A 14,153-nucleotide genomic window follows, 5' to 3' on the forward strand; every position below is an offset into this window, starting at 1 on the left:
ACAACCATGTTTGGCAATCTGCAAAAAAATCAGCGTAAATCCCTAGCCGCCAGGGTCGCACTGGTAGCGGGTGTGTCTGCGGCAGCGTTTGCATTCAACCCCTTGTCAGCAACGGCAGCGGATCACCCCAACCTGGTGATCAGTGCCGCCGATATTGATGCAATGCAAGGCGCCATCGAGCAGCCGGGCCGTTTCCGCAATGCCTTTCTCACTACACAGTCCGCGGTAGATCGTGCGCTGCAAGCACCGATTGCGGTACCGCAACCGGCGGATGCGGGGGGCGGTTATACCCACGAACAGCACAAGAAGAATTACCAGCTGATGTACAACGCGGGTGTTCTGTATCAGATCACCCAGGATGCAAAATATGCGGAACGCGTACGGGACATGCTGCTCGCCTATGCGGATATGTACCCGACGCTGCCCCTGCATCCAAAGCGCCGTCCGGGTGCGGAGAACCCCGGAAAACTCTTCTGGCAAAGCCTCAATGAAGCGGTATGGTTGGTATATACCATTCAGGCTTATGACCTGATTCTCCCTGCACTTTCAGATTCAGAAGCACAGAAAATCGAACAGGGTGCTCTGCGTCCGGTCGCCAAGTTTCTCTCGGTGGATTCGCCCAAAACATTCAATAAGGTACACAACCACGGCACCTGGCTTACCGCTGGTGTGGGCATGGCCGGCTATGTGCTGGACGAACCCGAGTGGGTGGAGCAGGCGCTGCTGGACCTCGATAAGTCCGGCAAGGGAGGCTTTCTTCGTCAGCTGAGTACCCTGTTTTCACCGGACGGTTACTATAACGAAGGTCCCTATTATCAGCGCTACGCGCTTATGCCCTTCGTCACCTTTGCCAAAGCGATTGAAAACAATGAGCCCGAGCGCGGTATCTTTGACTATCGCGACGGTATCGTGATGAAAGCCATCGATACCACCATCCAGCTCAGCTACAACAATCTGTTCTTCCCGATCAACGATGCCATCAAGAGCAAGGGCATCGATACGTCGGAGCTGGTACTGGGTGTGACCATTGCCTATGGCGAATCCGGCAACCCGCAGTTGCTGGATATCGCAGCCCGTCAGGATCAGATTCTATTGACTGGCGATGGCCTCAAGGTGGCCCAGGCTTTGGACGCCGGCGCACAGCAACCTTACGAGTTCAAATCTTTCGCCTTCCGCGATGGTAAAGATGGCGACGAAGGCGCACTGGTGGTGCTGCGCCAACAGGTGAATGGCGACCAGGCGCTGGTCTTCAAGCCCGCCGCACAGGGAATGGGGCACGGTCACTTCGATAAACTGTCCTGGCAGTTTTACGATCGCGGTGCGGAAATCGTCACCGATTATGGTGCGGCCCGTTTTCTGAATGTGGAAGCCAAAAATGGTGGCCGCTACCTGGAAGAAAATGAGACCTGGGCCAAACAGACCGTTGCTCACAATACCGTGGTCGTCGATGAGACCTCCCACTTCGATAACAACCTGCAAGTAGCGAACCGGAATCATCCGGAGCTGCTGTTCTTCCACGCGGATGATCAGGTCAAGATCAGCGCTGCGGAAATCGATTCCGCCTACCCGGGTATTACCCTCAAGCGCACCCTCGCACTGGTCAACAATCCAGACAACGGCAGTACCTTCGCCATCGACGTGTTTGATGTGGAGTCCCGAAATAAACACCAGCTGGACCTGCCGGTGCACTACAACGGCCAGCTTGTGGATACCAATTTCAAGCTTCAGGGCTACACCGACAGCCTGCGAGCACTGGGCAAAGAAAACGGCTATCAGCACCTGTGGCTGAAAGCCAGTGCAAAGCCGGCAACTGGCCTGGCCCAGGTCACCTGGCTGAACGATAACGGCCGATTCTACACTCAGTCCAGTCTGGTAGACGGTAATACCGAACTTCTATTTACCGAGCTTGGCGCCAACGATCCCAATTTTAATCTGCGTGCTGAGAAAAGCTTCATTGCACGGCGGGACAATGCGGACAAGCACACGTTCATTAGTGTTCTTGAGCCCCACGGTGAATACAACCCCTCCAAGGAATTCACCCTCAAGGCTGAAAGCCAGGTCAGCGCCCTCCGTCATCAACGCACTGGCGACCTGGAGCTGATTGCAATCGGCGGTAAAAACGGCACGACACAGTTATTGGCGTACAACCGCAATAGCGATGTGGACGACTCGGTATATAACCGATTTGAATTCGACGGCAGTGAATACTCTTTCAACGGCCGCGCCAAACTCTTTCAGATTAAAAATTGAGGAAGGCAAACACGCTATGCCCGCAACTGATGCATTTGTTCAAGCGCAGGATGTCGAAGTCGAGGATCTCGGCGGCGGTATCAAGCGACAGATTCTTGGCCACGATGACAATCTGATGATTGTCCGCGTTTGGTTTGAGGAAGGCAGTATCGGCTATGTACACAAACATCCGCACACCCAGGTGAGCTACGTGGAGAGCGGTGAGTTTGAAGTACAGGTAGACGGCCGTAAAAAGCTGCTGAAAGCTGGCGACAGCTTTTACATTGCGCCACACCTGGAACACGGCGCCGTGTGTAAAAAGGCCGGAGTGCTGCTCGATACCTTCAGTCCCTACCGGGAAGACTTTCTGGAAAACTAAACAGGACAATAATAATGAAGAACTTACGCTGGACCATTGTGTCCCTGGTGGCACTCGCCACCATCATCAACTACATCGACCGAACCGCACTGTCGGTCATGTGGCCCGGGGTTTCCGAAGACCTGGGTATGGACAGTCACGATTACGCCAACATCATGAGCGTGTTCCTGATCGCCTACGCCATTGGCCAGGCGGTATTCGGACGCGTGTTTGATGCCATTGGTACCCGCCTGGGCTTTATGTTGTCCATCGTGGTGTGGTCTGTGTCGATCGCGCTGCACGCACTGGCTACCTCGGTAACCTCGTTCAGTATCTTCCGTACCCTGTTGGGCTTCGGTGAAGCGGGCAACTGGCCCGGCGCCACCAAGGCCAACGCCGAGTGGTTCCCGGCCAAGGAGCGCGCTCTGGCTCAGGGTATCTTCGGTGCAGGGGCCTCGGCCGGTAACATCATCGCGCCGCCACTGGTTGCCTTCCTGTATGCCTTTATGGGTTGGCAGGCCACCTTTATTGTGATCGCCCTGCTCGGCTTTATCTGGCTGGTGCCCTGGCTGATCATCTACAAAAGCGGCCCGGACGCTCACCCCTGGATTACCCCGGAAGAGCGTGAACTGATCCTGTCTGGCCAGATTGCGCCAGAAAAAGAAGAAGACGAATATGTCCCTACCCTGCGCGAGCTGCTGTCCCACCGCCAGAGCTGGAGCGTAATCTCCGCACGTTTCTTCATCGAGCCGATCTGGTGGTTGTTTGTGGCCTGGCTGCCCCTGTACCTGAACGACAAATTCGGATTTGACGTAAAGGCAATTGGCGCATCTGCCTGGATTCCATACTGTGGAGCTGCCGCCGGTGCACTGTTTGGTGGGTGGTTGTCTGGCAAGCTGATGAGCAGCGGCTGGAGTGTCAACAAGTCCCGCAAATTTGCCGTGCTGTTCGGCGGCCTCTGCATGCTGCCTGCACTGCTCGCCACCACCGTTGCGGCAACACCGGCCGCGGCATTGGCATTGATCACCGTGATCCTGTTTGGCTTCCAGGCGGCGATCAACAATATCCAGACACTGCCGAGTGACTACTTCTCCGGCAAAAGCGTTGCCAGCCTTGCCGGTATCAGCGGCGCGGTTGGTGTGATCAGCGTGATTACTGCTATCCAGTTGGTGCCGGTCATTACCAACGATGGCACCTATTACCCGCCCTTCTTCATTCTCGGTGCTTCTTTGGTACCGCTGATGTTGATCTCAGTTCTGTTTGTTGGGGGACGTATCGCACCGGTACGTAGCAAGCAGCAAAAGAAGCAACTCGCTGAAGCAGCGAGCTAAATCAAACTTAGAAAATCCTTCGATCAAAAGTCGGAATTCAAAATTACAGTTAGGAGTAACTATGAAACTTCAAGGTAAAGTAGCCATCGTCAGCGGTGGGGCGCGGGACATCGGTAAAGCGGTTTCCCTGAAACTGGCAGCAGAAGGCGCCAAAGTTGTGGTGAACTACTTCAGCAATGCGCAGACTGCCGAAGAAACTCTGGCGGAAATCAAAGCCGCTGGTGGCGAAGCCATCATCGCCAAGGGTGACATGACCAAGCAGGCGGACGTTGAGAGCGTCGTCGCTGCGGCGCAGGAAGCTTACGGTAAAACCATCGACGTGCTGGTAAACGTTGCTGGCGGCCTGGTAGAGCGCAAAACCATCGAAGAAATGGATGAAGATTTCTTCAATAAAGTCATCGCCCTGAACCTGAACAGCACCTTCCTGCTGACCAAAGCGGTTGTTCCGCACATGGACGGCGGCGCTATCGTAAACCTGGCCTCCCAGGCTGGTCGCGACGGTGGTGGCCCCGGTGCTTCTGCCTACGCCACCTCCAAGGGTGCGGTCATGACTTTCACCCGCGCTATGGCAAAAGAGCTGGGCCCGAAAAACATTCGCGTCAACTCTCTGTGCCCGGGCATGATCAGCACCACCTTCCACGATACCTTTACCAAAGATGCCGTACGCGCAAACGTTGCCAACGCAACCCCGCTGAAACGTGAAGGTAAGGCTCCGGAAGTGGCTGACGCTGTGGCTTACCTGGCCTCTGATGAAGCTTCCTTCATTACCGGTACCAACATCGACATCAACGGTGGCCTGTTCTTCTCCTAAGGGAGAAGACACAGATACTCAGCTCTTTGAGGTAAATAGGCGGAAACCATGCACAAGCGCATAGCAGTCATCGGCGAATGTATGCTGGAAATGAACCTGGACAGCGATTGTCGCAGTCATCACAGTGAGCGCCGCCTGAACGCGGGGCTCTCATTTGGTGGCGACACATTGAATACAGCACTGTATATGTCCCGGCTCGGCGCCAGTGTCGATTACGTGACAGCGCTGGGTGATGATCACCTGAGTGACTGGATGATCCGCCAATGGCAGGCAGAGGGTATCGGCTGTGATCTGGTAAAGCGCGAGGCAAATGCAACACCCGGGCTTTACCTGATCGAGACCGATGCCAGCGGTGAGCGAACTTTCCATTACTGGAGGGACCGCGCCCCGGCAAAACGCCTGCTGGATAGCCCGCAGGCTGCCAAGCAGCTGTTCGCGCAGCTCGCGCAGTTTGATGCGGTTTATCTGTCCGGGATTTCCCTGGCGATTCTCTCACCCTATGGGCGCGAGTGCCTGTTCGATTTCCTGGCGGAGTTCCGCCAGGGCGGTGGGCAGGTTATTTTCGATGGCAATTACCGGCCTCGCCTATGGGGAAGTGAAACACTGACCCGTAAAGCCTACGAGCAGATACTGCGGTTGACAGATATCGCCCTGCCGACCTTTGAAGACGAGCAGTTGCTATTTGCGGATGAAGATACTGATGCCGCACTGGCACGTTTTCAGGAGTGGGGTGTGGGTGAAGTCGTGCTGAAACTCGGCGGCGACGGCTGTCTCGTGGTTCAGCATAACCGCGATCCACAGCTTGTGCCGGCGAATAAAGTGGTACCGGTAGACACCACTGCGGCCGGTGACTCGTTCAATGCCGGGTACCTGGCCAGTCGCCTGTCTGGTGACAACCCTGAAACTGCGGCAAAAAACGGTCACTTACTTGCCAGTACGGTTATTCAGCACCGCGGCGCCATCATTGCGCAAAGTGCCATGCCCGAAACTCTGCAGGATGCGTAAAATATCCCGACAGATTCGGTGACCAAAAGCGGCTATTAAGCCGCTTTTTTATTGTCTGTCCGACGGTAACCGCTTTACGCAAGCCTCATAAAATACCGACCTATCAAACCAATTGGTTTTACCCCTGGGTAATAGTTGAGTCGTTTATTAAAACAATAAAATTCCCTCAAAAAAATTTTCTCACTGAAAAAACCCGAAAAACCCATACAAAACAATTATTTAATCGAGTTTTGCAACAACCTATCTTACCAATATCGGTAACCAATATTATTGACAGGTTTTCCGGAACGCGTTTAACTCGCAATGCTGCGAGCTAATAAAAATAAAATCGTTCTTACAATGAGAGGAAACTGTTCGATGGATAACTATAAGAAGTTTAAGAAGTTCGATAAGCAGACCGCCCTGAGAGACCTCAGTGTGCTGATGCTATCCGCCTCCGCTATGGCATTTACCCCGATGACTTTTGCCCAGGCTGACGATGCCGCCCTGGAAGAAGTTACCGTAACGGGTATTCGCGCCAGTCTCGAAGCCGCCGCCGATGCCAAACGTGACGACGCCCGTGTTGTCGACGCGGTGGTTGCAGAAGATATCGGTAAGCTCCCCGACAATAACATTGCCGAAGCGCTGCAACGTGTAACCGGGGTTTCCATTAACCGTGAGTTTGGTGTGGGTTCTGCGGTATCTATTCGCGGTCTCACCCAGAACCGCGTAGAAGTGAATGGCCGCTCTGTTCTCGGCGACAGCCGTAGCGGTATCGACTTCCAGGATTTCCCCGCTGCATTCCTGCAGAAAGTGGAAGTCGTTAAATCACCAACCCCCGAAATGACCGAAGGCGCCCTGGGCGGCACCATCAGCCTGAAAATGGCACGTCCGCTGGATCTGAATGCGCCGCTGGCAGCCGTATCGGTGCAGGGCGAATATGCGGACAAGGCAGAAAACTGGGCCCCCATCATCAGTTCCGGTGTGGGTAACAACTGGGACCTGGGTGATGCCGGCACCTTCGGTGTGATTGCCTCACTGGCGTATCAGGACCGCACCCTGCGTCGCGACGAATCTCTGGTGCAGCTGCAGGTAGGTCCCGTTGAAGGCCTGGGCCCGGCTCAGAACACACCAAGCGGCAACTATGTGTACGCCCGCGAGCACACCTACAACCCACGCACCGAAGATCGCGAACGCACCGCTCTGAACCTTGCCTTCCAGTGGGCCCCCGCTTCCGAGCAGGGACAGTTCTACCTGGATATGAACATGGTTGAGCGCGACGGCGCACAGGAGACCTTCTCCCTGCTGCATATTCTCGACGATCCGACCGTGATTCCTGGCGAAACCTATGAAGACGGAAACGGGCAGCTGCAGAATTTCATGTACGATGAAGTACAGCCGCTGATGACCACCGGTTCCAGCTTCCGCCAAAGCGATTCCTTCAGCCACGCCTTTGGCGGTGAGTGGAACTTCACCGATAAATTGACCGTAAGCGGTGAATACTCCATCGCCGAATCCGACAGCTACATCCCCTTCTCCGAGTTCCGCTACCGCGGTATTGATCGCTCCCTGGAAGGTCAGGGCGCCGAGGGCGAAAACAAGTGGCTGATCCCGGTAACCTACCGCGGGAACGATAGCGGTGCACCGGTGGTGGACTTTGCTGACGGCTATGTATTTACCGATCAGCAGAATCAGGCGTTCCGTCGCTATGAAGACACCCGCGACTACATCAAAAACAACGAAGACGCTTTCCGTTTTGATGTGGAGTACGTCGAGCCCTTCGGACTGAACTGGGTGAGTGCGGTCAAATCCGGCGTACGCGTTACCACGCGCGATTACGAGCAAAGCAAAGAGCAGTTCCGTATTACCAACATCTTTAAAGACCTGACCGATGCGGATGGCAATCCCGACATCATCTGGATGGAAGATGTTTCGGCACAGTTCCCCAATGCGATGACCGACTACGACTTCACTGGCGATGCCTTCGAGCACTCGGGTCGCGCCGGCGCCTATGATCTGGCGAAATTCACTGCCTACGATGCCAAGCTGCTGCAAAATCAGCAGGCGACTTTTGATATCGTCAAGCAGCTGCTCGCCGGTACCAACATGGAAATCAACGGCAGCCTCGCCGACAACCTCGAATATCAGGAAGGTGGTTACGCGGAAGTCAACGAAGATACCGCCGCAGCCTACATTCAGGCGGAACTGGACTTCGGGGATGTGCGTGCGATCGTCGGTGGCCGCTATGTGTCTACCGACCTCAGCTCCAGCGCCTACCAGGATGGTGAGATTGTTTCCGACACCAGCAGCTATGACGACTTCCTACCCAGCGTGAACGTGACCTGGGGCCTCACTGACGATACCCAACTGCGCTTCGCCGCGGCCAAGGTAATGCGTCGTGCGGACTTCAATCAGCTGAGCCCCGCTTATGACTATCGCGATGCGTATATTGCTGCCAGCCGCGGTAACCCGGACCTGGAGCCGTACCGCGCAACCCAGTACGACATCGCCGCTGAGCATTACTGGGACAACAACATGGTCTCCGCGACCCTGTTCTTCAAGGACGTGGAATCCTTCCTGACCCGCACCTACGAGTGTGAAAACCAGCCAGAGATTGTCAGCACTCAGACCAACGTGTCTGACTACGACAAAATCTGTCTGTGGCAGGCGAACGGTATCCAGTACGCCAACGAAAACACCCCGATCTCCGAGATGGGCATCCTGACCGACTTCATCACCAATGGTGAGAACGGCAAGATCCAAGGTCTCGAGCTGGGCTACCAGCAGGCGTTTGACTTCCTGCCGGGCCGCTGGTCCGGCCTGGGCATCAGCGCCAACTACACCTACGCGGACAGTGAAAACCCCGACGGTACCCCGCTGGAAGATATCTCCAAAAACACCTTCAACACTCAGTTGTACTACGAGTATGAAGGCCTGGGTATCCGCCTGGCATACACCTACCGCGACCGTTTCCTCGACAACGAAGAAACCAAGCGCGTACTGCCGCTGGGTGAGCTGGTACTTGCCGGCGCTTCACAGGAAGATGACCCGACTCTGGGTAACGACTACCGTGAAGACCTGGCGCAACTGGACCTTTCCGCCAGCTACGACATCAACGACAACATTACCGTGATCGGCAATGTTGTAAACCTCACTGGTGAACCCACCATCAACACCGGTACCAACGGCAGCGCGTTCCAGATTATGGAAAACGACCGTCGCTTCGTATTGGGTGTACGCGCCAAGTTCTAATCTGGCGCAAGGGCCGGCGGCGCTCCGTCGCCGGCCTTCCTGCTCTTACCAAATATCAAGTTAAACAAAAATACACCGTACCAACGGCGGCTTCGCTGTGGACGAGAATTCCAACGAATATAAAAAGAGAGAAACAGCAGCAGTCGGTATCGCTGCGCCCCTAGGCCATTAGAGCACCTAATAAAAATATAGAGGGTTCAATGAAAAGCAGTAAAAAAACCTTAGCGATGAAAATCAGTTGCGCCGCCGCACTGTCGGTCTGTATGGCCGGTGCCAACGCATCCATTCAAAACCCCGGATTCGAAAGCGACTGGGATAGCTGGAGTGACTCTGACCCTTCCGCCATTTCTGGCGTTGCCCACAGTGGCAGTAAATCCGCAAAAATTTCCGGTAGCGGTGGCAAGGTGGAACAACAGGTTTCCGTCAGCCCCAATACCAACTATCGCCTGACAGCGCGTATCAGCGGTGCTGGCACCATCGGCGCCGTGGTTGACGGGACTACTTACGACAGCAGTGTCAGCAACGGCGACTGGGATCAGTTGCAAGTGGACTTCCATTCCGGAAGCGCCAGCACGATCACCGTATTCGGCACCTACAACGGCAGTGAAGGTCGCTTCGATACCTTTGCACTGGAAAACCTCGGCAGTGGTTCGTCTTCGGGAGGCTCATCCGGTAGCTCCTCTGGCAGCTCATCTGGTGGATCTTCCGGTGGCACTAGCTGCACCTCCGGATCCAATCTTCCGGTAGCATCCGCCAGTGACGATGGTAGTAATGACGGGCATGGTCCGGGCAACGTAATTGATGGCAGCCTGGCCGACGAGTCCCGCTGGTCTTCCCAGGGCATTAAATGGATCACCCTGGACCTCGGTGCAGTGAAAACCGTCGAGGGTGTGGATATCGCCTGGTTCAAAGGGGATCAGCGATCCAGCTTGTTCACTGTCGAAACCTCCACGGATAACAGCAACTGGACCACGGTACTTTCCGGCGGACAATCCAGTGGTAATAGCACAGATATGGAAAGTTACGACGTAACCGATACCAGCGCGCGCTACGTGCGGGTTACCGGTAGCGGCAATACCGCCAACAACTGGAACAGCATGCTGGAAATGGACGTGATTGGCTGCGGAGATGGCGGCGGCTCCAGCTCCAGTGGCTCATCATCCGGCTCCTCCTCCAGCTCGAGTAGTGGTTCAAGCGGTGGATCCGGTTCTGGCAGTTCTGGCTCCGGTGGCAACCTCGATCCGAATCTGCCTCCCGCCAGCAACTTCGATCTAAGCGCCTGGTACCTGAGTGTCCCTAGCGACAACAACGGTGACGGCAAGGCGGATTCCATTAAAGAAAACGAGCTGAACAGCGGCTACGCCAACAGCAGCTACTTCTATACCGCTGACGATGGCGGCATGGTATTCCGCTGCCCGATTGATGGGTACAAAACCTCGTCCGGCACCTCCTACACCCGCACCGAGCTGCGCGAGATGTTGCGCCGCGGCGACACCAGCATCGCCACCCAGGGTGTGAATGAAAACAACTGGGTATTTGGCTCCGCGCCTTCCTCTGCACGCAACGCCGCAGGCGGTGTCGATGGTGTGCTGCGTGCGACTCTCGCAGTCAATCACGTGACCACCACCGGCGACAGCGGCCAGGTCGGACGGGTCATCGTCGGTCAGATCCACGCCAATGACGACGAGCCCCTGCGTCTCTACTACCGCAAACTGCCGGGCAACAGCAAAGGCTCTGTGTACATCGCGCACGAGCCCAACGGTGGCAGCGACAGCTGGTACGAGATGATCGGTAGCCGCTCCAGCAGTGCCTCCAACCCGTCTGACGGCATTGCCCTGGATGAAATCTGGAGCTACGAAGTCAAGGTGGTGGGCAACACCCTCACCGTCACCATCATGCGCGATGGCAAAGACGACGTGGTGCAAGAAGTGGATATGAGCAACAGTGGTTACGACGTATCCGATCAGTACCAGTACTTCAAAGCCGGCGTGTACAACCAGAACAACACCGGTAATGGCAGCGACTATGTACAGGCGACCTTCTACGCCCTGGAGCAGTCACACGACTAACTGCCGAATGACTATTTCCCCAAGCGCGTGATGCGGGTGACTCTTACCCCCAATAGTAGTTTCTAGGAAGGGTCACTCAGCGGAAGCTTCCCGGAGCGGTGTCGTTTCATCTCCGCCGCTCCGGGCTTTTTGATTCTAACGATTTTTCTTAACTACCCTCGAGGCACCTGTTGAATGACAACCTGGAAACTTCTCGCAGTATCGAAGCAATTCCTGTGTATATTCACACTCAGCGTATTCCTAACCGGCTGCGGCGAAAACGCAACCGCACCGGACGACGATAGCAACAGCAACCACCTATCCGGCTCTTCTTCAAGCTCATCGGCCAGATCCACGCCAACGACGACGAACCGTTGCGCCTCTACTACCGTAAGCTGCCCAACAACAGCAAAGGCGCAATCTACATCGCCCACGAACTCCTTGGCGGTGACGACACCTGGTATGAGCTCATCGGCAGCCGCTCAAGCAGCGCACCGGATCCGGAAGACGGTATCGCCCTCGATGAAATCTTCAGCTACGAAATCAAAGTCGAAAGCAACACTCTCACCGTCACCATAATGCGAGAAGGCAAAGACGATGTGGTCCAGATCGTCGATATGACCGACAGCGGCTACGACGATCCCAGTCAGTACCAGTATTTCAAGGCAGGGGTGTACAACCAGAACAATACCGGCGATGACAGTGACTATGTGCAGGCGACTTTTTATGCGCTGGAGAATAGTCACATGGGCTATCAACACTAAGTTCGGCCTTATAGGAATACCGATACCATACAGACGAGACACTGTCTCAGATTTGGACGGGCACTATATTCAATATTCGGGTCAGAAAATATGTATCTTCTGCTTGAGTTCTTCGATACATATAAGTGTTTTTAATTGCTCCTCATTGGATTAGTTCCACTTTTGGATCAAATAAATTCACCCCTGCGCTCATATACAAATCGTCATACATCAGGCCGCCATTCCCGTATGGCGCACGTCGAGGGCCGGTATTGCAATTCATTAAAAAGTGGCTCAGGGGTGCTTCCCGTTTCATGCGGAAATCTGCCAGGCGATACACCTGGGTTTGCCGGGTAAACTCCCCACCCCTTACGAATACGTCGTACGTTTGACCACCGAGCGACGCCGGCGCATTATTCACCACGTACCAGATTTCATACCACTGGCCAGGGCGCAACGGCTTGGCATCGGCGCCGCTTTCGGGATCGACAATATTTTCGTATCCACCATCGACTTTCACCATTAAAGTGCCGGTGTTTACCAGGCCGGAAGATTCGGTTTTGTCGGTGACCCGTAGGGTGGGCTCGAAGGCGTTGTAGTCGTGCTGCTTTATGCCTTCAGCATCCAGATTGCTGATACCGAAGGCGTGATTGTTGGGAAATGATTCCACCTGAATGCGGGTGTAAAAAGTGTAGACTTCACCAACTTCCACCACGCGAGGCAGTCGCTTGAACGTGAGCGCCTTGCGATTGCCCACGATGCCTTCAGCGGCGGGCTTTTTCAGCAGGTACGCGTTTTCCTTGCCATTGATCGTTTCCGTACGTCTTATGGTGATCTGAGGATTTTCTACCCGGGGTTCTGTTTCATTTTTCGTGTCCACCAATGTCCAGGCGTTCACGGCATCTTCTGACTCAAAATCGTCAATCAGAATCCAGTCGGTACTCTTTGCCTGGCTTGCTGGTACCTGAAAGAATAAGTAGGCACCCAGCAACAAGTGCAGATATTTCATTGGTAATCCTTAGTCACAATTCTCGCGACGTTCATCGCAACATTGGCGAACTGAAAAGCCCCCCGTTTCCGACTCGACTCGGGAGGCCCCTGCCCGGGTCGCCTATGGTATCACCCGCTCCCCCGGGTTACCGCTGACCAATATTTTTCCGGCCCTATTGCCACCGGGAATCGGACACTCTAATCTCTGAGGAATCCCACCTTTCCTGGCGCGCCGCCAGCAGACGCACCCCATGCCCCAAGACCGTCAGTCTCAATTCACCCTTCGTCCGGCCCTGCCCGGCGATCTGGATCAGCTATGTCATCTGGAACAAACGGCTTTTCAGGGTGACCGGTTGAGCCGCCGGCGCTTTCGCCACTGGCTGCAGACCGACCACCGGGTATTTCTGGTGGCGGAACAGCGGAGCGCGCTGCTCGGCTACGGGCTGGTTTTACTGCGCCGGGGCACGCGTCTGGCAAGACTTTACTCTCTGGCGGTAGCGCCGGCGGGTAGGGGGTTGGGTATCGGCAAGGCGTTACTCAGCGCCGCCGAGGACGCGGCCCGCGCTTGTGGCCGTCTGTATATGCGCCTGGAAGTGGCAGAGCAGAACACGCCTGCCATTGCCCTGTATCGCCAACTGGGTTACCGCACGTTCGGCAGCTATGCCAATTACTATGAAGACGCGGGCGCGGCCCTGCGCATGCAGAAGCGCATTCGCTACCGCCCGGAGAATCTGCAGACGCTCAACGTACCCTGGTACGGGCAACGCACGGAGTTTACCTGCGGCCCGGCGGCGGCCATGATGGCGATGGCGGGACTGGATTCCGGATACGAACCGAACGAAAGTGACGAGCTGACCCTGTGGCGGGAAGCGACAACCATTTTCATGACCTCCGGTCACGGGGGCTGTCATCCCATTGGCCTCGCGCTGGCGCTACACCAGCGCGGTTTTTCCAGTGAGGTCTATCTGAACCTGACCGGCCCGCTGTTTATCAGCGGCGTGCGCAGTGAAGAAAAAAAGCGTGTGATGGCACAGGTGGATAGGGATTATCGCGCCCAGGCCCGAGCGCGTGGTCTGCCAGTGATTGCCGAGGACTTTACCCAGCAACGGTGCCAGCAATGGTTGGAAGAAGGTGCACTGGTTTTATTACTGATCAGCACCTACCGTCTGGACGGCAAGAAGGTTCCCCACTGGGTGACGCTGACCGGCATGGACGATGAATGTTTTTATGTGCATGATCCGGATGTGGACGATGAAGATAATCCGCTGGATAGTCAGTATCTTCCCATAGCGCGGGAGGACTTTGCGAAAATGTCACTGTTCGGAACCGAGCGACTGCGCACTGCAGTTGTTGTACGCAGGTTTCAATAAAGCAGTTTTCAGGGTAATGCATTTTTACCAGGCACTT

10 protein-coding genes are annotated in these 14,153 nt (G+C 55.3%); 9 read left to right on the forward strand and 1 reads right to left on the reverse strand.

Annotated elements, in window-relative coordinates:
- Positions 1-6 precede the first annotated feature (6 nt).
- The 8 genes from LRR79_RS02630 (at position 7) to LRR79_RS02665 (ending at position 11,777) form a co-directional block, all read left to right on the forward strand.
- On the forward strand, positions 7-2,250 hold the full coding sequence (locus LRR79_RS02630; RefSeq protein ID WP_231758868.1) for a heparinase II/III domain-containing protein: 2,244 nt from the start codon (positions 7-9) through the stop codon (positions 2,248-2,250).
- 16 nt (positions 2,251-2,266) lie between these two features.
- Entirely contained in the window at positions 2,267-2,608 is a 342-nt protein-coding gene (locus LRR79_RS02635) for a cupin domain-containing protein (protein ID WP_231758869.1), read from the forward strand.
- 14 nt (positions 2,609-2,622) lie between these two features.
- Positions 2,623-3,918 carry an MFS transporter gene (locus LRR79_RS02640; protein WP_231758870.1) on the forward strand — a complete coding sequence of 432 codons (1,296 nt, stop codon included), beginning with the start codon at positions 2,623-2,625 and terminating at the stop codon, positions 3,916-3,918.
- 61 nt (positions 3,919-3,979) lie between these two features.
- A complete protein-coding gene (locus LRR79_RS02645; RefSeq protein ID WP_043319803.1) occupies positions 3,980-4,729 on the forward strand; it encodes an SDR family NAD(P)-dependent oxidoreductase in 750 nt (249 codons plus the stop codon).
- A gap of 48 nt (positions 4,730-4,777) precedes the next feature.
- Positions 4,778-5,734 carry a sugar kinase gene (locus tag LRR79_RS02650; RefSeq protein WP_231758871.1) on the forward strand — a complete coding sequence of 319 codons (957 nt, stop codon included), beginning with the start codon at positions 4,778-4,780 and terminating at the stop codon, positions 5,732-5,734.
- Between the two features lie 357 nt (positions 5,735-6,091).
- Entirely contained in the window at positions 6,092-8,965 is a 2,874-nt protein-coding gene (locus tag LRR79_RS02655) for a TonB-dependent receptor (RefSeq protein WP_231758872.1), read from the forward strand.
- Positions 8,966-9,165: 200 nt separating this feature from the next.
- Complete coding sequence (locus LRR79_RS02660; RefSeq protein ID WP_231758873.1) at positions 9,166-11,034, forward strand: polysaccharide lyase family 7 protein; 1,869 nt, start codon at positions 9,166-9,168, stop codon at positions 11,032-11,034.
- A gap of 353 nt (positions 11,035-11,387) precedes the next feature.
- Positions 11,388-11,777 carry a polysaccharide lyase family 7 protein gene (locus LRR79_RS02665; RefSeq protein ID WP_231758874.1) on the forward strand — a complete coding sequence of 130 codons (390 nt, stop codon included), beginning with the start codon at positions 11,388-11,390 and terminating at the stop codon, positions 11,775-11,777.
- 142 nt (positions 11,778-11,919) lie between these two features.
- Here the strand turns inward: LRR79_RS02665 and LRR79_RS02670 are convergent, their stop codons facing one another.
- The gene (locus LRR79_RS02670; RefSeq protein ID WP_231758875.1) at positions 11,920-12,765 is read right to left on the reverse strand and encodes a hypothetical protein; all 846 of its coding nucleotides are present in this window, start codon (positions 12,763-12,765) and stop codon (positions 11,920-11,922) included.
- A 232-nt stretch (positions 12,766-12,997) separates the two neighbouring features.
- Here LRR79_RS02670 and LRR79_RS02675 point away from each other — a divergent pair, with 232 nt between their 5' ends.
- Positions 12,998-14,116, forward strand: a complete 1,119-nt coding sequence (locus tag LRR79_RS02675) for a GNAT family N-acetyltransferase/peptidase C39 family protein (RefSeq protein WP_231758876.1) — start codon at positions 12,998-13,000, stop codon at positions 14,114-14,116.
- Positions 14,117-14,153: the final 37 nt, after the last annotated feature.

It is taken from the genome of Microbulbifer elongatus, from assembly GCF_021165935.1.
Classification (GTDB): domain Bacteria; phylum Pseudomonadota; class Gammaproteobacteria; order Pseudomonadales; family Cellvibrionaceae; genus Microbulbifer; species Microbulbifer elongatus.

What these genes read in the sequence shown, in the direction of transcription:
- LRR79_RS02660 (WP_231758873.1), top strand. Translation starts at nt 9,166, where the DNA reads ATGAAAAGCAGTAAAAAAACCTTAGCGATGAAAATCAGTTGCGCCGCC.
- LRR79_RS02675 (WP_231758876.1), top strand. Translation starts at nt 12,998, where the DNA reads ATGCCCCAAGACCGTCAGTCTCAATTCACCCTTCGTCCGGCCCTGCCC.
- LRR79_RS02650 (WP_231758871.1), top strand. Translation starts at nt 4,778, where the DNA reads ATGCACAAGCGCATAGCAGTCATCGGCGAATGTATGCTGGAAATGAAC.
- LRR79_RS02635 (WP_231758869.1), top strand. Translation starts at nt 2,267, where the DNA reads ATGCCCGCAACTGATGCATTTGTTCAAGCGCAGGATGTCGAAGTCGAG.
- LRR79_RS02630 (WP_231758868.1), top strand. Translation starts at nt 7, where the DNA reads ATGTTTGGCAATCTGCAAAAAAATCAGCGTAAATCCCTAGCCGCCAGG.
- LRR79_RS02670 (WP_231758875.1), bottom strand. Translation starts at nt 12,765, where the DNA reads ATGAAATATCTGCACTTGTTGCTGGGTGCCTACTTATTCTTTCAGGTA.
- LRR79_RS02645 (WP_043319803.1), top strand. Translation starts at nt 3,980, where the DNA reads ATGAAACTTCAAGGTAAAGTAGCCATCGTCAGCGGTGGGGCGCGGGAC.
- LRR79_RS02640 (WP_231758870.1), top strand. Translation starts at nt 2,623, where the DNA reads ATGAAGAACTTACGCTGGACCATTGTGTCCCTGGTGGCACTCGCCACC.
- LRR79_RS02655 (WP_231758872.1), top strand. Translation starts at nt 6,092, where the DNA reads ATGGATAACTATAAGAAGTTTAAGAAGTTCGATAAGCAGACCGCCCTG.